Here is a 19,449-nt window from a genome sequence, read left to right on the forward strand (position 1 = left end):
GCTTCGGCCGTCCGCCGGTCGACGCGTCAGGCCGGTACGCCGGTCCGGATCGGCCCGGTACGTCGGCCCGGTGTCAGCCGGCCGTGCCGAGGAAGCTCTCCCAACCGCCCGCCGGCGCCTGGCCGACGTTGAGCGAACGCAGCTTGCGCAGGGTGGACTGGTCCTGCACCTCCAGCCACTCGACCAGCTGCTTGAAGGAGACCAGCCGGACGTCGGGCTTGCCGGCGACGGCCTTGAGGGTCTCCTCGACGGCGTCCATGTAGATGCCGCCGTTCCACTGCTCGAAGTGGTTGCCGATGAACAACGGCGCGCGGTTGCTGTTGTACGCGCGCTCGAAGCCCGCCAGGTAGGAGTTCGCGGCCTGGGTGCGCCACTCGCCGTACATGGCCGGGTCGCCCTTGGTGCTGCCCTTGGACTGGTTGGCCAGGATGTTGTAGTCCATCGACAGGACCTGGAAGTTGTGCCCGGGGAACGGGATGGACTGCAGCGGGAAGTCCCAGACCTTGCCGTCCTGCACCTTCTGCGGCCATATCTGCAGGCCGCCCGAGGAGCTGGCGTCGTACTTCCAGCCCAGCTTGGCGATGGTCGGCAGCAGCGCCTTCTGGCCCTCCAGGCACGGGGTGCGGCCGCCGATGAGCTCCTTCTTGTAGTCGAAGGGGAGCGGGTCGACGTCGGTGAAGCCGGTGTTGGTCCGCCACTGGGTGACGAAGCCGATCGCCTGGTCGATCTCGCTCTGCCAGTCCTCCGGAGTCCACACGTTGACCCCGTTCTTGTCCGGACGGCTGGAGCAGAAGTGCCCGTTGAAGTGGGTGCCGATCTCGTGCCCGGCCAGCCAGGCCTGGCTGATGAGCTTGAGCGTGCTCTTCACCGCGCCGTCCGACAGGTACGGGATGTCGGAGGCGCCGACCGAGTGCTTCGGCGGGTGGTACAGGTCGGCCTTGCCCTTGGGCAGGGCGTAGATGCCCGAGAGGAAGAAGGTCATCGTGGCCTTGTGCTGCTCCGCCAGCTTCAGGAAGCGGGGGAACTGGCCGTCCTCGGTGCCGCCGGCGCCGTCCCAGGAGAAGACCACGAACTGCGGCGGCCGCTCGCCGGGCTTGAGCTTCTCGGGCTTGGGCTGGTTCGGCTGCGGGCCGGTGTCCGCGTTGGAGCCGTCACCGATCGGGGTGCCCTTGGGCACCACCGCCTGGGTGGGGTCGCCGGTGCCGCTCCGGGGGGTGCTCGTGCCGCTGGGGCCGGGAGAGGCGGAACCCTGGCCCGAACCGGATCCGCCGCTGGAGCAGGCCGCGACCGCGCCGAGGGCCGCGGTCGCAGCGGTCGCACTGAGCACCGTCCTGCGCGAGATGCTGGTCATGGTCTCCCCTGGGTGCCGATGCCGGTGGTGAGGGCGGTCCGCAACCGCACCGGTCAAATCGGGCAATTGATGATTATTCCGCCGTTAGCATGTCATGCCGCCGCAACGGCCACCAAGGTCGTCGAGCACTGACGACTCTCAACACGCTGGGCGCATCCGGCTGGGCTGCGGAGATGCGTCGACTGTTGCCGTCCTGTGACGCTGTCCACCCCCGTGCGGCCCGGTCAGTACGGTACCTCCGGGCAGCCCGCTCCCCGGTGGAGTTCGTCAGCGTTCGGCCCGGTTGATCGCCCTTTTGGGAAAACTTTTGCCCCTTGTCGGGCCGGGTAGGCCTGAAGCCCACTAAGGGACGCGCCGACCGGAGCGGGACGGCCGGGCATGTCGGCCGGAGCGGGGACGGGCGGTCGGAGCGTGTCCGCCGGAGTGAGCGACCGAGGGGCGGGCAGGCCGTCAGGGAGCGGTCGCCGGTCGGATCGTCAGAGCGCGGCGAGCCGCCGGGTGCGGCGCACCATGCGCGCGATCGCGGTGCTGATGGCGGTGGCCGCCGCGCAGGAGACCACCAGGCTCAGCCAGGCGGTGTTGAACCAGTGGCTGTTCAGCCAGCCCAGCGTCACGATGTACGCGGCCCAGATCAGCGCCGCCAGCGCCGACCAGTGCAGGAACCGGTGCGGATGGGTGGGGGAGTGGCCGATGGCCAGGTCGAGGACGGTCCGCCCGGCCGGGACGAACCGCGCGATCACCACCATCGCGGCGGCCGCGCCGTGGGGGCGTTCGACCAGGGCCTGTTGGACCCGGGTCACACTGGCCGCCAGTTTCGGGCGCCGGGCGAGTCGGCGGTGCAGCACCGGGGCGCCACGCCGGGCGAGGTTGAGCAGCAGGAGGTCGCCCAGGAAGGAGGCGACCGCCACGCCCAGTCCGAGCATCAGAGGGGCGCCGTTGATCTGCGACGTCTTGAGCACGGCCAGGATGACCAGCGTCCCGCTGGGGATGAACGGAAGGAGGGCGTCCCCGAGCACGGCGACGAGCGCCAGCGCGCAGATCCACGAGGATCCGACCGCCGCCACGAAGTTCAAGGCCCTTACTCCCTCCACGCCTCCCGGGGGAGCAGGTGGCTGCAGGGGTCAACGCTAGCGCCTCGACTTTTCATGCCATGAAGCACCCCGGTATGGCATGGATCACGGCCGCTGATTCCGGCCGCGCTCCGGGCGGCGAACCGCGTGACCTGGCAGGTCGTGCGGTCGGGCCGGGCGGCGGGCCGCCCCGGCGGCGGAGGGCCGCCGCAACTGGAACGAGCCCCCGGGGCGGGGTGCCGCGCCGAGGGCTCGCAGTGATCGTCCGGTGCTGGTCCAGCCCGACGATCTTGCTGGTGGAGTACGGATCCCGCTCCGGCGACCCGCTCCTGGCCCCCAGCCTGCCGGACGCCCGCCCGCTGCCGCGAGACCTCGTGCTGGCGACTTCCGGCGCTGGCGGGAAGTCGCCAACCGTGTTCGCCCGCTGGCTCTGCGTCAGCCGGGGCTTCAACCCGACTTCCGTGCGAAATGGCCGAAACCCGACCGGACCCTGGCCGGACGACATCCCGGAGGCGGGAACAGTCAGCCCCCGGCCATGGTTGACCCCCGTCGGCGACAGCGACCGTCGGGCCACCCGGGCCCGCGCGGTCACCCATGACGGCCGGCTCAAGGACGGCAGCCAGGAGGGCGGACGGGATGACCACCGAGGACCAGCAGGAGCACGCGACCGAGCCGACGGCCGACGCGGCGATCCGGGGCACCGCCCGGGGAACGGCACCCGCTCCGCTCTCGATCCTCGACCTGGCCACCGTCGGCGCCGGCCACACCCCCGCCGAGGCCCTCGCCGCCACCACCGAGCTGGCCCGCCGGGCCGAGCAGTGGGGCTACCACCGCTTCTGGGTGGCCGAGCACCACGGCATGCCCGGAGTCGCCAGCTCCACCCCCGCCGTCCTGCTCGCCCACCTCGGGGCCAACACCACGACGCTGCGGCTCGGCTCCGGCGGCGTCATGCTCCCCAACCACGCCCCGCTGGCCATCGCCGAGCAGTTCGGCCTGCTGGAGGCCCTGCACCCCGGCCGGATCGACCTCGGACTCGGCCGCGCCCCCGGCACCGACCCGGCCACCGCCCGGGCGCTGCGCCGCGGCCTCGCCGAGGGCGCGGACGACTTCCCGCAGCAGCTCGCCGAGCTGACCCACTTCCTCGACGGGGACTTCCCGGACGGCCACCCGTACGCCCGGTTGACGGCCGTTCCCAAGGGCGAGAACCGCCCGCCGGTCTGGCTGCTCGGCTCCTCCGGCTTCAGCGCCCAGCTGGCCGGCCGCCTCGGCCTCCCGTTCGCCTTCGCCCACCACTTCAGCAGCGCCAACACCATCCCCGCGCTGGACCTCTACCGGTCGTCCTTCCGCCCCTCCGCCGTGCTCGCCGAGCCGTACTCGCTGATCGGCGTGAGCGCGGTCGCCGCGGACGACGAGTCCTCGGCCCGGCGCCTGGCCCGCTCCGCCGCCCTCGGCATGCTCCGGCTGCGGCGCGGCAACCCCGGCCCGATCCCCACTCCGGAGGAGGCCGAGCAGTACCCGTACAGTCCGGTCGAGGCGGACTTCATCGACAGCTGGCTCGACAACGTCGTGCTCGGGGACCCGGGCCGGGTCGCCGACGGGCTGGAGGCGCTGCGCAAGCGGACCGGCGTGGACGAGCTGATGGTCACCTCGCACATCCACGGCCACGAGGCCCGCCTCCGCTCGTACGGCCTGATCGCCGAGGCGTACGGCCTGACGTCGACCGCCTGACGTCGACCGCCTGACGGCGGCGGCCCCGGCGATGCCCCTCGCGATGACCTCCCGACGGCGGCGCCCCGCCGTCGGGAGGTCGGGAACAGCCTGACGGGAACGACCCGGCGACAGGAACGTGCCCGACGGCGACGCGTAACGGGGGCGCCGAGACGGCGACCGCGTGCTCGGCGACCGGCCCCGCCGCGGCCCGACCCGGCAGCCGCCTCCCCCGCCTCAGCCCCGGCGGCTGCCGCCGTCCAGGGCGGGGCGGCCCTCGCGGAGTATGGCCGCGACCAGCTCGGCCTCGCCGGGGCGGGCGAAGTACCAGCCCTGGGCGGTGTCGCAGCCGGTCAGCCGCAGGCGCTCGGCCTGGGCGGCGCTCTCGATGCCCTCGGCGGTGACGGTCAGGCCGAGGGTGTGGGCGAGCTGCACCATCGCGCCGACGATCTGCTCGTCCGCGTCGCTGCGGCGGGAGCCGAGTTCCGGGCGGCCGGGGCGGTCCGCCGCGGCGGGCTCGCGGAAGCCCTCGATGAAGGTGCCGTCCAGTTTGAGCACGTGCACCGGCAGTCGGGAGAGGTAGGCCAGGTTGGAGTAGCCGGTGCCGAAGTCGTCGATCGCGATCCGCACGCCCATGTCGGCGAGCGCCTGGAGGGCCTGGAGGGGTCGGCCGCCGGGGCCGAGCAGGGCGCTCTCGGTGATCTCCAGCTGGAGGAGCCGGGCCGGCAGGCCGGTGCGTTCGAGGGCCCGGGCGACGTCGGCGACGATGTCGGAGTCCCAGATCTGGCGGGCGGCCAGGTTGACGCTCACGAAGGTCTCGGTCTCGGGGAACTCGGCGAGCCACTGCCTGGCCTGCCGGCAGGACTCCTCCAGCACCCAGGTCCCGAGCGGCACGATCGCGCCGGTCTCCTCGGCGAGCGGGATGAAGCGGTCCGGGGAGAGCGTCCCGTAGCGGGGGTGGCGCCAGCGGACCAGCGCCTCCGCGCCGTGCACGGTTCCGTCGGCCAGCCCGACCAGTGGCTGGTACTCGATGGTGAACTCGCCGCGCTCCAGGGCCGGGCGCAGCGCGGTGGCGAGCAGTTGCCGGGTGAGCTGGTGGGCGCCGCGGTCCGGGTCGTAGAGGGTCCAGCGGGCGCGGCCGTCGGCCTTGGACCAGTAGAGCGTGGCGTCGGCGTCCTTGACCAGGTCGGTCGGGGTGGTCTCGTGCACGGACCGCTCGACCACGCCCACGCTGGCGGTGATCACCAGCCGGTGCCCGGCGACGTCGAAGGGACGTTCCAGCATCTCCAGGATCCGGTCGGCCAGCTCGGTCAGCTGCGCGATGCCCAGGCTGTCGGTGACCAGGACGGCGAACTCGTCGCCGCCCATCCGGGCCACCAGGTGCGTGTCGCGCCCCTCGAACCCGTGCCGCAGCCGGGTGGCGACGGCGATCAGCAGCTGGTCGCCGATGTGGTGGCCGAGCGCCTCGTTGATCGCCGCGAAGCCGTCCAGGTCCAGGTAGCAGACCCCCACCCGGCGTTCGCCCGAGGCCCCGGTCGGGCCCGGCCCGTCGGCCGGGGCGAGGCAGGCGGCGTCGAGCCGCTCGAAGAAGGAGGCGCGGTTGGGCAGCCGGGTCAGCGGGTCGTGCAGGGCCTGGTACTCCAGCCGGTCGCCGAGCCGGCGCTGCTCGGTGATGTCCTCCACCAGCGCCAGGGTGTAGAGCGGTTCCCCGGCGCCGTCCCGGATCAGCGAGACGGTGACCTTGCTCCAGACCGTGTGGCCCTCGCGGTGCTTGAGCTGCTTCTCCACGCGGAACCGTTCCCGCTCCCCGTGGACGAGCTCGGAGAAGAGCCGGTCCGGCATGCCCTCCGGGTCGATGATCTCGTGCAGGTGGGTGCGGACCAGGTCTCCGACGCTCCGTCCGATCAGGCTGGCGAAGGCGGGGTTGACCTCGATGATCCGGTCCTCGGCGTCGATCAGGGCCATGCCGATGACGGCGTCGCAGAAGGCGGCCCGGAACCGGGACTCGCTGGCCCGCAGCGCGGCCAGCAGCCGGTCGGTGCCTCCCTCGGCCCGGTCGGTGCCGCCGTCCGCCCGGTCGGTGCCGCCGTCGGCGAGGGCCCGGTCCCGGTCCCGGTGGGCGTCGGCGGTGAGCGGGGCCGAACAGGTCGGGCAGAGCAGCAGTTCCGGCTCCGCGAGCGTCCCGCAGGCGCTGCGGGCGGTGACGGCCCCCGCGGTCGGCCCGGTGTCCGGTCCCGCGCCCGGCCCGGTGGCGGATCCGGCGGCCGGTCCCAGGACCGGCGAGGCGAGGTGGCGGTGGCGTGGTGATCCCTCGTGCCGCACGCCCCGGTGGTGTGCGTCGGCCCCCTCGTTCTGGCCCGGCACGGCATGCTCCCGTCCGCTGCTGACGCTTGACGATGGTCCGGCCGGCCAGTCGGGACCCGGCGGTCGGCTCCGCACTCTGTCGTGGTCCTCGGAGTCGGTCCGCTACGGGCCGCCCGTCGTGGGGCGCCGGCGCGCGGGGACCCACCGGAAGGACAGGGCGCTGCGGCCGATCATAGGCCGCGACGGCAACGCGCGGTGACCGCCGGCAGGGTGATTCGCCCGCTTTGTGATCATGAATGGCGGTACGTGCAGACGCCCCCGGTGCACATCACATGATGTGCACCGGGGGCGCGTGCGCCGAAGCCGCGCCCCTGGGCGCCGGTCGCGCGCCGGAAGTGGCGCGGAACGGGCCGGGAGCCGAGGGCGGACGGGACCGGAGGCGGTGCCGGCGGGAGGAGAGAGAGGAAGGGGAGAGGGGGTGGCTCAGGCCAGCGAGGCCGACAGGGTGATGGTGGTGCCGGTCAGGGCCTGGCTCACCGGGCAGTTGGCCTTGGCGTCCTCGGCGGCCTTCACGAAGCCCGCCTCGTCCAGCCCGGGGACCTCGCCGACGACGGTCAGGTGGATGCCGGTGATGCCCGTCCCCGGCTGGAAGGTGACGTCGGCCCGGGTCTCCAGCTTGGTGGGCGGGGTGCCGGCGCCGGTCAGGCCGTGCGAGAGGGCCATCGAGAAGCAGGCGGAGTGGGCGGCCCCGATGAGTTCCTCGGGGCTGGTCTTGCCGTTGGGCGTCTCGGCGCGGGCGGGCCAGGAGACGGGGAACTCGCCGATCCCGGAGGAGGCGAAGGTCACCAGCCCCTTCCCGTCGATGAGGTTGCCCTCCCACGCGGTGGTGGCGGTGCGGGTGGTTGCCACGGTCGGTTCCTCCAGTGTCGAGGGAGTGTTCGAGCGGTCACGTCAGGTCATGCGCGCCCAGCCTACGGGCAGACGCCGCGACGGACCGGTGCGTCACGCCGCGGCGGGCGGGCGGAGTGCGGAGCCGTCGGCCGGTCCCGGACCGGCGTCCGGATCGTGGACGGTTCCGTCCGACGGTGCGGGGCTGCAGCGGGGGCCCTGTTAGATTTGCCCGGGCCCGAGCCCGGCCGCCGTACGGCCGGGCGCCCACCGCAGACACCGGGAGCCGCCCCGATGACGGACCACTCCACGACCCCCGAGACCGGCCTGACCGAGGGGATCGACGACGCCGTACGGGCCGAGCTGACCAGCCTGCGCGAGAGCATCGACAACATCGACGCCGCGGTGGTCCACATGCTGGCCGAGCGCTTCAAGGCGACCCAGCGGGTCGGCCGGCTCAAGGCCGAGCACAAGCTGCCGCCGGCCGACCCGGCGCGCGAGCGGGACCAGATCAAGCGGCTGCGGGAGCTGGCGGCGGGGGCGAAGCTGGACCCGGTCTTCGCGGAGAAGTTCCTGAACTTCATCATCGCCGAGGTCATCCGCCACCACGAGGCCATCGCCCGCGCCTGAGACCCGGCCCCGGCGGCCCAAAGCCGTAGGCCCGGCCCCGCCGGCCGAAAGCCGCCGGCCCGGGAGCTGCCGGCCCGGGGCCCGGGCACCTGGTCCCGAGCGGTCACGAACGGCCCAAGGGCCGGCTCACCGGGCGGCCCCGGGACGCCCGGTGATGTCGGCGGCGGCTAAATGACCGATTTCGTCAGGCTCCACGGTTGGCGTAGCGTGCAGACTTCCCCAGCCGGAGAGGTGGAGCAGCGACGATGGCGGTGAACCTGCCCGAAACGCCCAGTGGAGCCGGAGCCCCCAGCGACTCCGCGTCGAACGCTCACGGGGTGTCCGGCGGCCGCGCCGAGGCCCGCCGCCGGGCGCGCGGTTCGCGCGGTCGCAAGGCCCGCCGCTCGGGCCGGCGTCCCCGTCCGTGGTGGATCGAGCTGCCGTTGATGGTGGTGGTCGGCCTGGTGGTCGCGCTGCTGATCAAGACCTGCCTGTTCCAGGTGTTCACCATCCCGTCCGGCTCGATGGAGAACACCCTGCGGATCGGCGACCGGGTCGGCGTGAACAAGCTGGCGCCGCTGACCGGCTGGGAGCCGGAGCCGGGGCAGCCGGTGGTGTTCAAGGACCCGGGGGGCTGGCTGCCGCCGCAGCCCACCGACCCCAACCCGGTCACCAACGCCGTGAGCTCGGTGCTCGGCTTCGTCGGCCTGGTGCCGCCGAAGGACGACAACTACCTGGTCAAGCGGGTCATCGCGACCGGCGGCCAGACCGTGCAGTGCCAGGGCACCACGCTGACCGTCGACGGACGGAAGGTCGACGAGCCGTACCTCCACCCCGGGGACGACTCCTGCGCCGGGCTGGACTTCGGGCCGGTGAAGGTGCCCTCGGGCTACGTCTGGGTCGAGGGCGACCACCGCAGCGACTCCGCGGACTCCCGCTACCACCAGCACGGCCCGGGTGGCGGCGCCGTGCCGGTGGACAACGTGGTCGGCCCGGTGTCGGCCGTCGTGTGGCCGCTCAATCACCTCGACTGGTTCGGCTGGACCGGCCGCTGACCCCACCCTCGGCGGTCACCCGGTCACGGGCTCGGGCTTCGGCCTCTCCACGCCCGGCGTCGCCGGGCCGGCCGGCCCCGGACTCGGCAGCACGGGCTCTCGAAGCCGTGGATCCGCCGCCCCGGGAGCCGGCCGTCCCGGCCCCGTCGCTCCCCGAAGCCGCGCCCGCCTCCGCGGGCTTGCTCGCCTGGGCCGCGAAGGCGCCGGTCAGCACGAGCAGGCCGCCCGCGATCTGCGGCAGCCCGAGGTGCTCGCCGAGCAGCACCCAGGCGGTCACGGTGGCGACCACGGCCTCCAGGTTGGCGACCACCCCGGCGATCGGCGGCGAGAGGTAGCCGACCGAGATCACGCCGGTCAGGTAGGCGAGCACGGTCGCGATCAGCACCATCCACGCGGCCGGGAGGAACGCGGGCAGGGAGTGCCCGTTCATCACCACCGACCCGCCGAGCAGGCCCCAGTCGGCCTGCCACGGCCGGGTGAGGGCGGTGAGCAGCACGGCGCCGACGAGCAGCCCGAAGGCGCTGACGGCGAGCGGGTCGACCGGGCGGTCGCCGTGCCGGCCGGCGTCGGCGAGCACGAAGTAGCCGACCTGGCAGACGGCCGCGCCGAGGGCGAACAGCACGCCCAGCGCGTCGAAGCTCAGACCGTTCCAGACCTCGACCACGCAGGCCAGTCCGGCCACCGCGACGCCGGCGCCGACGGCCGCGCCGCGGGTGATCGGCTTGCGCTGGACGAACTTGACGTAGCCGATCAGCAGCGGCGGCCCGAGGTACTCGATGAGCAGGGCGACGCCGACCGGGATGCGGGAGATCGCCGCGAAGTAGCAGGCCTGGACGCCCGCCACGGCGAGCAGGCCGAAGCCGAGCAGCAGGCCGGGGCGGCGCAGTACGGCGTGCCGGTGCCGGTAGGCGACCGGGAGGAGTGCCACCGCCGCCCCGGTGACCCGGAGCCACACGACGTGCAGCGGGGAGAGCCCGGCCTCTATCAGCGGCTTGGCCGCGGTGCCGGAGCCGCCGAAGGCGACGGCGGAGACCAGCGCCAGGCCGAGGCCGAGGGTTCTGCCCGAAGGGAGGGTGGGCGAGGCCGTTGATCTGTGCACCGCCGCATTGTGACAGTCATACGAGTGATCGGGTAAGGCGCCATTCCGTCATTTGGTCCTGCCTACAACTGTGCGGAGTGGCGAACTCACCCGGGCCGGAGAGCCCGGCCGGCCCGGTCCCGAGGACCTGTCCCCGGAAACCCCCGCCCGTCAGCCCCCGGAAACCGACCCGGCACCCGCCCCCGCGAGCGCGTCCGTCCCGCCCGTGGGCTGGGTGGTCGGCTGCGTGGTCGGGGCCGTGGTCGGCGGGGTGGTCGGCGTCGGCTTCGACGTGGGCCGGGGCGGCCTGGTGGGCTGGGTGGTCGGCTGGCTGGTCGGCGGTGCCGTCGGCGCGGTGGTCGCGCCGCCGTCCGTGCCGCCCGACGGGGTCGAGCCCGAGCCGTCGCCCGGCGTCGTGGTGGGACCGGTGCTGGGAGCGCCGGTGGGGGCGCCCGTCGACGGGCCGCTGCTCGGCGTGCTCGGGGCGGTCGGCAGGTCGGTGGCGCCCGCGGAGTCGCCGCCGGCCGGGGTCGGGAAGTCGCCGACCGGCTGGCCCTTGAGCGCGGCCTTCATGTAGCTGGTCCAGATCTGGGCCGGGTACTGGCCGCCCGCCGCGCCGTCGATGCCGCCGACGCCGCTCAGGCTGACCTGGGCGCCGTTGGCCGGGTCCTGGCCGAACAGGGCGACCGAGGTGACCAGCTCGGGGGTGTAGCCCACGAACCAGACCGACTTCTGGTCGTCGGTGGTGCCGGTCTTACCTGCCGCCGGACGGCCCAGTGCCTTCGCCCGCCAGCCGGTGCCGCCCGGGTCGCTCACCACGCCCTGGAGCATCGAGGTCACCTGGTTGGCGGTGTCCTCGCTGATCGCCTGGGTGGTCTTGTGCGCGGGCAGCGCGACGTTCTCGCCCTCGCGGTCCACCGACTGCACCAGCCACGGGGTGATCTGCCTGCCGCCGTTGTCCAGCGTGGCGTACACGCCCGCCATGTCGAGCACGCTCGGGGTGGCCGCGCCCAGCGGGATGGACGGCACCGGGTCGAGGCCCGGGGTGTTGCCGGGCAGGCCCATCGCGATGGCGGTGTCCTTGACCTTCTGCAGCCCGGTGTCCTGCGCCAGCTGCGCGAACGCCGAGTTCACCGACCAGTCGGTGGCCTGCTGGAGGCTGATCTGGCCGTAGCTCTTGTCGCCCTCGTTCGGCGGGGCGTACGGGGTGCCCTTGCCGCCGCGGACCTTCCGGCCGCTGGTGCCGTCGTAGACCGTGCGCGGGGTGATGGTGCGGCCGTCCTGGGTCCTGGCGTCGTTCTCGAAGGCGGCGGCCAGCGCGATCGCCTTGAAGGTCGAGCCGGCCTGGTAGTCGCGCCGGGTCGCGTTGTCGACGTAGTGCTTCACGTAGTCGACGCCGCCGTACAGGGCGATGACCGCGCCGGTCTTCGGGTCCACCGAGGCGGCGCCGGCCTGGGCGGCCGCGTCCTTCTTGCGCTTGTCCGGGTTCAGGGTGTCGTGCAGCTGGGCCTGGACGGAGTCCTGGAGGGCCTGCTGACGGGACGGGTCGATGCTCAGCTTGACCGTGTAGCCGCCCTTGGCCAGCTCGGCCTCGCTGATCACCCCGCTGGAGGTGAGGTACTGGGTGGCCGCGTCGACCAGGTAGCCGGCCTGGCCGGACAGGCCCGGGTTGGGCTGCGGGTCGCGGACCTCCGGGAAGGCGGTCCTCGCCCGCTCCTCCGCGGGGAGCCAGCCCTCCTTGACCATGCCGTCGAGCACGTAGTTCCAGCGGTTGACGGCGTTCTGCTTGCCCGCCGCGGTGGCGGTGGCCACGTCGTAGGCGCTCGGCGCGTTCAGCAGGGTGGCCAGGTAGGCGCCCTGGGCGGCGTCGAGGGCGGACGCGTCGACACCGAAGTACGCCTGGGCGGCGGCCTGGATGCCGTAGGCGCCGCGGCCGTAGTAGGAGGTGTTCAGGTAGCCGGAGAGGATGTCGTCCTTGCTCTCGGTGGCGTCCACCTTGATGGCGATGAACAGTTCCTTCACCTTGCGGCTGATGGACTGCTTCTGGTTCAGGTACGTGTTCTTCACGTACTGCTGGGTGATGGTGGAGCCGCCCTGGGTGCCCTGGCCCTTGGCGGTGTTGATCGCGGCCCGGGCCAGGCCCTGGACGTTGACCGCGCCCTCGTTGTAGAAGTCCCGGTCCTCGGCGGCCAGCGCGGCGTGCTGGGCGGCCGGGGAGACCTTGTCCAGGGTGACGTTCTGCCGGTTGGTCTGGCCGGTGCGGGTGAGCACCGAACCGTCCGAGTAGAGCCAGGTGTTGCTCTGGGCGGTCGCGGCGGCGTGCGCGTCCGGCACCTTCACCAGGGCGATCCCCAGCGCGAACAGGCCGATGCCGAGCAGCAGCGCCGAGCCGGCGCCGAGCAGGGTCATCCGCCAGGTGGGTATCAGCCGGCGCCAGCCGGTGCGCTTGGGACGGCGCGACTTCTTGCCGCCGGACCCGCCGAACCCGCCGGATTCGCCGAACCCGCCGGCCGGGCCGGTGGTGCGCTTGAGCCGCTTGACCGGGCGGAGGCTGATCGACGGCGAGCGACGGCCGCTCTGGGCGTTTCTGGACAAAGCGCGGCCTTTCCTGCGGGCGCACCGGGGCAGCCCGCACGGACGGGGACATCGGCGGTTGGGGACCTTTGTCCCGATTCCGGTTCTACTGCCCTGGACGAGCAGAACGGGCCGGATGGCTCCGGCGGATCGCCAATCGAGACCGACATCACACGCAAAACGGACGTCGGAGGCCAAAAAATCGGGGAGCCCCTCGCTGCTGCGAGAGGCTCCCCAACTGTCTGTGCGCCGCCAGGGACTCGAACCCCGGACCCGCTGATTAAGAGTCAGCTGCTCTAACCAACTGAGCTAGCGGCGCCTGCTGACCTGGAAAACAATACACGCTTCCGAGGGGTGCCTCCGACCATCGCGGTGGCTGCCGCCCGATCCGTCCCTTTCCTTCCGGTTGGGCCGGAGTTCGCCGCTGGTTAGGGTGGAACGGTGCCCAGCTCCCAGCCAGGACACCCGCGAGCAGGACCCGGCGGGCCAGGACGCGGCAGGTCGGGACACCGCGTCGCGCGGACGACGGTCGCCGCCCTGCTGCTGCTCAGCGCCGTGGCGTACACCGCCTGGGTCCTGGAGGTCGTGCTGAGCACCGGGCTCGACCCGGTGCAGGCGTACATCAGCGAACTCGCCGCGGAGGACCAGCCGCTGGGCGGCCTGTTCCGGGCCACCGACCTGGCCGCCGGGCTCTGCCTGCTCGCCGCCGCCGGCACCGCCCTCGCCACCGGCCGGGCCGGGGCCTCCCGGCGGCACCGCTGGGCGCTGGCCGGCTGGTCCGCGCTGGCCCTGTCCGGCGCCGCGACCGCCGCCGACTCCCGGCTGCCGCTCAGCTGCACCCCCACCAGCGACGAGATGTGCGCCGCCCGGGAGACCGCCGGACTGGTCCCCGCCACCCACACCGCGCACGCCGTCACCAGCAGCCTCGCCATGGCCGGGGCACTCGCGGCGCTGGTCTCGCTCACCGTGGCCGCCCGGCGATACCGCTGGTGGGCGCCGGTGCGCCGGTTCGGGCCCTGGCTGCTGGGCGCCGAGCTGCTCGCCACCGGCTGGAGCCTCGCCTCGATCGCCGCCTTCCAGGCCGGGCACGGCACCTGGGCGCTCGGGGCCGGGCAGCGGCTGCAGGTGCTGCTGGTCGCGCTCTGGCTCGGCCTGCTGGCCCTGGGCGTGGCCCGCTCCGCCCGCCCGAACCCGCCCGACGCGGACGGCGCCGAGCAGTGCGGCCCGGTCGACGCGGACGGCGCCGAGCAGCGCGGCCGGGACAGTGGCGAGCGGCGCGGCCGGAGCGGCGACGAGCGGCACCGCCCGCCCGAGCCGCTCCCGGACCGGAGGCCGGCATGAGCGCTCCCGGGGCGGAGGCCGACGGCCGGACGCGCTTCCTGCGCGTCGACGGCGTCCCGCTGCACGTCCGCGTCGAGGGCGGCGGTCCGCCCTGCCTGCTCTCCGGCGGCCTCGGCAGCAGCTGGTTCGACTGGGACCTGGTCGTCCCGTTCCTGACGCCGTACCGCACCGTGGTCCGCTTCGACCGTCCCGGCTACGGGCTGAGCGCCGCCGAGCCCGCCACCGGGCGGCCCGCGCCGACGGCGGCCGGCGAGGCCGGGCGGATCCGGGCGGTGCTGGACGGCCTCGGGCTGCGCGAGCCCTGCACCGTGGTCGGCCACTCGCTCGCGGGCTTCCACGTCGAGGCCTTCGCCCGGCTGCACCCCGAGCGGACCGCCGGGCTGGTGCTGGTGGACGGCAGCGTGGAGGCGGGGGTCCGGCCGTACCCGGCGCCGGCCGCGCGCGACCTGGCGGCCCGGGTGCTGGCCGGCGCCGCCACCGCCCTCGCCGTGCCCTACCTGCTCGGCCCGGCCGTCCGCCGGACCACGGCCCGGCTGTCCACCGTCCGCCGCGAGGACCTCGCCCCGGCGCCGCTGGTCCGGCGCTGCTACCGCACCGGGCGGGCGCTGCGCGCGCTGCTGCGGGAGAACGGCCGCTACCTCGACACGGCCGCCGAGCTGGACGGGCTGCGGCGCACCCGGCCGCTGGCCGAGGACCTGCCGGTCACCGTGCTGGCCGCCGACGACGGCTGCCGGACCCGGCGCGGCGAGGACTGGCTGGCCCGGCAGCGGGAGCTGGCGGCCCTGCTCGGGGCGGACTTCCGCACCACCGCTCCCGCCGGGCACCTGGTGATGTTCGACCGCCCTGACGCGGTGGCCTCGGCGGTGCTCGACACCCGCTGAGGCGTCCAGCGGCACCCACCGGCACCCACCGGCACCCGCTGCAACCCGCTGACCGGCGCCCGGAAACGCCTCAGGCCGCCCACCGGAGTGGACGGCCTGAGACCTTGCCATGTGCGCCGCCAGGGACTCGAACCCCGGACCCGCTGATTAAGAGTCAGCTGCTCTAACCAACTGAGCTAGCGGCGCCTGCTGACGTCGAAGACTTTACACGCCGCCGACCCGATCCACCGAATCGCGTTCGAGCGGCTACCGTCCGCCACCCCCTCCGGCCGTCGGCTCCGGGTGGTGGCAGGCCGCCTGGTGGTCCGCCGCCGGCGCGCCGCCGACCAGGGCCGGCCGCTCCTGCTCGCAGCGGGCCCGGTCGGCCGGGGCCGTGAGCCCGGCGTAGCGGGGGCAGCGGGTGCGGAAGACGCAGCCGGTGCGGCGCTCGGTGGGCGGGGGCGGGTCGCCGGCCAGCAGGATGCGGTCGCGGGCACGCTCGGCGGCGGGGTCGGGGAGCGGGACGGCGGAGAGCAGGGCGCGGGTGTACGGGTGACGGGGGCGGTCGAAGACGGCGGAGACCTCGCCCTGCTCGACCGTCCGGCCGAGGTACATCACGCTGACCCGGTCGGCGAGGTGGCGGATCACCGAGAGGTCGTGCGAGACGAACAGGTAGGACAGGCCCAGGTCGGCCTTGAGCGTCTGGAGCAGGTTGAGCACCCCGGCCTGGATGGAGACGTCCAGCGCGGAGACCGGTTCGTCCAGCACCAGCAGCTCGGGGCGGACGGCCAGCGCCCGGGCGATCGAGACGCGCTGGCGCTGGCCGCCGGAGAACTGGTGCGGGTAGCGGACGGCGTGCTCCGGGTCGAGGCCGACCTGGCGCAGCAGCTCGGGCACCCGGCGGGCGATCTCCTCGCGCGGGGCGCGCTGGGCGAGCAGCGGTTCGGCGACGATGTCGCCGACCGGCATCCGGGGGTCGAGGCTGGCCATCGGGTCCTGGAAGACGATCTGAACCCGGGCGCGGAGCCGGTGGGCCTCGGCCCGGGTGAGCGCGGCGGTGTCCCGGCCGAGCAGTTCGATCCGGCCGGTCTCGGGGGCTCCGAGCCGCAGCAGTTCGAAGAGGGTGGTGGACTTGCCGGAGCCGGACTCGCCGACCAGGCCGAGGGTCTCGCCCTCCCGCAGGTCCAGGTCGACGCCGTCCACCGCGTACACCTCGCCGACCTTGCGCTTGAACACCGTGCCCTTGAGCAGTGGGAACGTCTTTCCGAGCCCGCTCACCGACAGCACCGGGGTGCGGGCGGAGCGGTCGTCGGGGCCGGCGGCGGCGGTGGGCAGCTCCGGGACGGGGTAGACCTCGGCCGGTGCGGGACGCCGCTCGGCGAGCTCGGCCGACCGCACGCACGCCGACAGGTGGCCGTCCGTCCCTTCCAGGGCGGGTTCGGCCGCGGAGCAGCGCTCCTCGGCCAGCGGGCAGCGGGCCGCGAACGGGCAGCCCGGGGGCAGTTCGGCCATCGGCGCCGGGGCGCCGGGGATCGGCACGAGCGGGCCGCCGCGCCCGTCCAGCCGGGGCAGCGCGCCGATCAGGCCGAGCGAGTAGGGGTGGCGCGGGGCCGCGAACAGCTCGTCCACTCCGGCCGTCTCGACCACCCGGCCGGCGTACATCACCGCGACCCGGTCGGCCGTCCCGGCGATCACCCCGAGGTCGTGGCTGACCAGGACGAGTGCCGCGCCGGTCTCCCGGCGGGCGGTGCGCAGCACGTCCAGCACCTGGGCCTGGATGGTGACGTCGAGCGCGGTGGTGGGTTCGTCGGCGAGCAGGACGTCGGGCTCGTTGGCGACCGCCATGGCGATCATCGCGCGCTGGCGCATGCCGCCGGAGAACTCGTGCGGGAAGCTGTCCAGGGCCCGGTCGGGCGCCGGGATGCCGACCAGGTCGAGGAGTTCGGCGGCCCGGCGGCGCGCGGTGGCCTTGTCCACCCGCTGGTGGATCCGGACCGCCTCGGCGATCTGGTCGCCGATCCGGTAGACCGGGGTGAAGGCGGAGAGCGGGTCCTGGAAGACCATGGCGATCCGGCGGCCGCGGATCGCGGCGAGCTCCCGGCCCGGCAGTCCGACCAGTTCCCGGCCGTCCAGCCGCACCGAGCCGCTGACGCTCGCCGTGCCGGGCAGCAGCCCGAGCACGGACAGCGCGGTGACGGACTTCCCGGAGCCGGACTCGCCGACGATGCCGAGGGTCTCGCCGCGCCGCAGGGTGAGGTCCACCCCGCGGACGGCGGGGACCGGGCCGTCGGGCCCGGCGAAGTCCACCCGGAGGTCCCGGACGGCGAGCAGCGGGGTTTCGACGACGGTGGTCACGGGCGCTTCCTACGGCTGGCGGCGCGGGGGCCGCTGACGGAACGACGGGTGCGAGGCGAACGGCGGGCGGACCGCGAACGGCGGGGCGCCGCCCCGGAGGTGGGGTCGAGGGCGTCGCGCAGCCCGTCCCCGATCAGGTTGACGGCGAGGACGAAGACCACCAGCAGCCCGGCGGCGAAGTAGAACAGCCACGGGAACACCGGGGCCTCGCTCGTCCCGGCGGCGAGCAGGGTGCCGAGCGAGACGTCCGGGGCCTTGACCCCGAAGCCGAAGTAGGAGAGCGCGGTCTCGCTCATCACGGCGCCGCCGACCGCGATGGTGGCGTCGATGATGAGGAAGGAGGCGACGTTCGGCAGGATGTGCCGGCTGATGATCCGCAGCGGTCGTACGCCCATGAACCGTGCGGCGCGGACGAACTCGCGCTCGCGCAGCGAGATGGTCATCGAGCGGACCACCCGGGCGGTGATCATCCAGTTGAACAGCGCGAGCAGCAGCACGAAGGCGATCCAGCCGGCGCTCTTCAGCCGGCCCGAGACGATGGTGATGATCAGGAAGGACGGGAAGACCAGCAGCAGGTCGACCAGGAACATCAGGCTCCGGTCGGCCCAGCCGCCGAAGTAGCCGGCGCAGGCGCCGACCAGGGAGGCCAGCACGGTGGAGAACAGTGCCACCAGCAGGCCGATGACCAGCGACTTCTGCAGCCCGCGGACGGTCTGGGCGAAGACGTCCTGGCCGACCCCGTTGGTGCCGAACCAGTGCTGGGCGGACGGGGGTCGGTGCAGCGCGGAGAAGTCCGGCGCGGCGTAGTCCCAGGGTGTGAGGTACGGGCCGCCGAAGGCGAGCGCGAACAGCAGCAGGACGACGACGGCCCCGGCGACGGCGCCGCGGGCGGCGAGCAGCCGGCCGAGGACGAGCCGTCCGCGGCCGGTGGACCGGGGGGCGGCGGCCGGGGCGGGGGAGTCGGCGACGGTGGTGGTCATGGTGGGGATCGCCTCCGGTCAGGACCGCACGCGCGGGTCGAGGGCGGCGTGCAGGGTGTCGGCGAGGAAGCCGGAGGCGAGGACGACGACGGCGGTGAAGAGGTTGACGGCCACCACGGAGTTGACGTCCTGTTCGTTGATCGACTGGATCAGCCACTCGCCCATGCCGTGCCAGCCGAAGATCGTCTCGGTGAAGATCGCGCCGGTGAAGATGCCCAGGAAGCTGTAGGCGAACATGGTCGACATCGGGATCACCGCGGTGCGCAGCCCGTGCCGGAGCAGCGCCTGCCGGCGGGTGAGCCCCTTGGCCTCGGCGGTGCGCAGGTAGTCGGAGCCGAGCACGTCGAGCATGGTGCCGCGCTGGTAGCGGCTGTAGGTGGCGAGGCCGCCGAGGGCCAGCGAGATGGTGGGCAGCAGCAGGTGGAGCGCCCAGTCGGCGAGGTGGGTGCCGAGGCCGCCGGTGAGCCCCGGGGTCTCGTAGCCGGTGAACGGGATGACGTCGTGGCCGGCCGCGTCCTTGGCGGCGATGGCGCCGTTCTTGAGGAAGAGCGCGACCAGGAAGACCGGGGTGGAGAGCAGCACGAAGGACAGCACGGTGAGCAGCCGGTCGGAGAGCCGGTACTGGCGCACGGCGCTCCAGGCCCCGGCCGCGACGCCGAGGACCATGCCGAGCAGGCTGCCGATCAGCAGCAGCCGCAGCGAGACCCAGACCCGGCGGCCGAAGTCGTCGGTGACCGGGGTGTCGTGGATGGTCCGGCCGAGGTCGCCGTGGAGCAGCCCGCCGGCCCAGTGGCCGAAGCGTTCGACGACCGGGGTGCGGTCGTTCAGGTTGAGCGCGGTGAGCTGGCGCTCGACCGATTCGACGGCCGGGCGGGGGACCTTGGCGTCGAAGTAGGTGCGCGGCTGCAGGGCGGTCGCGGAGATCGCGTACGCCAGGAAGACGGCGGCGATCAGCAGCACCGCGTAGTAGCTCAGCCGCTTCGCCAGGTAGCGGAGCATCAACGGCCGCCCGTCGCGGTGCGGGTGGGGCCGACGCGTCTGGTGGGCATCGGGTGGTGGCCTTCGTTCCGGGCCCGGTCGGGGCGTCAGTGGGCGGGTGGGGAGCGGGATTCGGGAAAGCGCTGGTCAGAGTGAAGCACCGGGTCGCTGAGGTGGTGTTGCGCCCGTGTTGCCGCGTGTGACTTTTGGATCAGGTGTGCGTTCCTCCCCCTGGTGGCGGATCTGATCCGCTGTTACGTTCTGCTCGCCCGGTGCCGAATTGGCTGCCCACGCTCAAG

14 protein-coding genes and 2 tRNA genes are annotated in these 19,449 nt (G+C 73.8%); 5 read left to right on the forward strand and 11 right to left on the reverse strand.

Annotated elements, in window-relative coordinates; all coding sequences use genetic code 11:
* Positions 1–73: 73 nt before the first annotated feature.
* A complete protein-coding gene (locus ACFY0X_RS22775) occupies positions 74–1,351 on the reverse strand; it encodes a hypothetical protein (protein ID WP_387756993.1) in 1,278 nt (425 codons plus the stop codon).
* Between the two features lie 476 nt (positions 1,352–1,827).
* On the reverse strand, positions 1,828–2,415 hold the full coding sequence (locus tag ACFY0X_RS22780) for a DedA family protein (RefSeq protein WP_387757067.1): 588 nt from the start codon (positions 2,413–2,415) through the stop codon (positions 1,828–1,830).
* Between the two features lie 642 nt (positions 2,416–3,057).
* Here ACFY0X_RS22780 and ACFY0X_RS22785 point away from each other — a divergent pair.
* Positions 3,058–4,149 (forward strand): LLM class flavin-dependent oxidoreductase, encoded by a 1,092-nt coding sequence (locus ACFY0X_RS22785; protein WP_387756994.1) that lies wholly within the window; start codon positions 3,058–3,060, stop codon positions 4,147–4,149.
* A 216-nt stretch (positions 4,150–4,365) separates the two neighbouring features.
* On the opposite strand, the gene ACFY0X_RS22790 is transcribed toward ACFY0X_RS22785, so the two are convergent.
* Together ACFY0X_RS22790 and ACFY0X_RS22795 are read right to left on the reverse strand one after the other, a co-directional pair.
* Positions 4,366–6,492 carry a putative bifunctional diguanylate cyclase/phosphodiesterase gene (locus tag ACFY0X_RS22790; protein WP_387756995.1) on the reverse strand — a complete coding sequence of 709 codons (2,127 nt, stop codon included), beginning with the start codon at positions 6,490–6,492 and terminating at the stop codon, positions 4,366–4,368.
* A 423-nt stretch (positions 6,493–6,915) separates the two neighbouring features.
* Positions 6,916–7,341, reverse strand: a complete 426-nt coding sequence (locus tag ACFY0X_RS22795) for an OsmC family protein (RefSeq protein WP_387756996.1) — start codon at positions 7,339–7,341, stop codon at positions 6,916–6,918.
* A gap of 273 nt (positions 7,342–7,614) precedes the next feature.
* On the opposite strand from ACFY0X_RS22795, the gene ACFY0X_RS22800 reads away from it, so the two are divergent.
* On the forward strand, positions 7,615–7,950 hold the full coding sequence (locus tag ACFY0X_RS22800; protein WP_387756997.1) for a chorismate mutase: 336 nt from the start codon (positions 7,615–7,617) through the stop codon (positions 7,948–7,950).
* A 317-nt stretch (positions 7,951–8,267) separates the two neighbouring features.
* On the forward strand, positions 8,268–8,984 hold the full coding sequence (gene lepB / locus ACFY0X_RS22805) for a signal peptidase I (protein WP_387756998.1): 717 nt from the start codon (positions 8,268–8,270) through the stop codon (positions 8,982–8,984).
* Here lepB and ACFY0X_RS22810 read toward each other — a convergent pair.
* From ACFY0X_RS22810 to ACFY0X_RS22820, 3 genes are all read right to left on the reverse strand, one after another.
* Positions 8,947–10,083, reverse strand: a complete 1,137-nt coding sequence (locus ACFY0X_RS22810; protein WP_387756999.1) for a DMT family transporter — start codon at positions 10,081–10,083, stop codon at positions 8,947–8,949. The two genes, lepB and ACFY0X_RS22810, sit on opposite strands and share 38 nt — an antisense overlap.
* Positions 10,084–10,233: 150 nt before the next feature.
* A complete protein-coding gene (locus ACFY0X_RS22815) occupies positions 10,234–12,657 on the reverse strand; it encodes a transglycosylase domain-containing protein (protein ID WP_387757000.1) in 2,424 nt (807 codons plus the stop codon).
* Positions 12,658–12,881: 224 nt separating this feature from the next.
* Positions 12,882–12,955, reverse strand: a tRNA-Lys gene (locus tag ACFY0X_RS22820).
* Between the two features lie 122 nt (positions 12,956–13,077).
* Between ACFY0X_RS22820 and ACFY0X_RS22825 the strand changes: the two genes are divergently transcribed.
* Entirely contained in the window at positions 13,078–13,977 is a 900-nt protein-coding gene (locus ACFY0X_RS22825; RefSeq protein WP_387757001.1) for a DUF998 domain-containing protein, read from the forward strand.
* On the forward strand, positions 13,974–14,858 hold the full coding sequence (locus ACFY0X_RS22830) for an alpha/beta fold hydrolase (protein WP_387757002.1): 885 nt from the start codon (positions 13,974–13,976) through the stop codon (positions 14,856–14,858). Before ACFY0X_RS22825 ends, ACFY0X_RS22830 begins: the two co-directional genes overlap by 4 nt.
* Before the next feature lie 112 nt (positions 14,859–14,970).
* Here the strand turns inward: ACFY0X_RS22830 and ACFY0X_RS22835 are convergent.
* The 4 genes from ACFY0X_RS22835 to ACFY0X_RS22850 form a co-directional block, all read right to left on the reverse strand.
* A tRNA-Lys gene (locus tag ACFY0X_RS22835) sits at positions 14,971–15,044 on the reverse strand.
* Positions 15,045–15,104: 60 nt separating this feature from the next.
* Complete coding sequence (locus tag ACFY0X_RS22840; RefSeq protein ID WP_387757003.1) at positions 15,105–17,192, reverse strand: dipeptide ABC transporter ATP-binding protein; 2,088 nt, start codon at positions 17,190–17,192, stop codon at positions 15,105–15,107.
* Positions 17,189–18,172: an ABC transporter permease gene (locus ACFY0X_RS22845; protein WP_387757004.1), complete on the reverse strand. Its 984-nt coding sequence runs from the start codon at positions 18,170–18,172 to the stop codon at positions 17,189–17,191. Before ACFY0X_RS22845 ends, ACFY0X_RS22840 begins: the two co-directional genes overlap by 4 nt.
* Before the next feature lie 18 nt (positions 18,173–18,190).
* Positions 18,191–19,171, reverse strand: coding sequence for an ABC transporter permease (locus tag ACFY0X_RS22850; RefSeq protein WP_387757005.1), 981 nt, complete (start codon positions 19,169–19,171; stop codon positions 18,191–18,193).
* Positions 19,172–19,449 lie beyond the last annotated feature (278 nt).

This window comes from Kitasatospora sp. NPDC001547, assembly GCF_042894165.1.
Lineage (GTDB): Bacteria > Actinomycetota > Actinomycetes > Streptomycetales > Streptomycetaceae > Kitasatospora.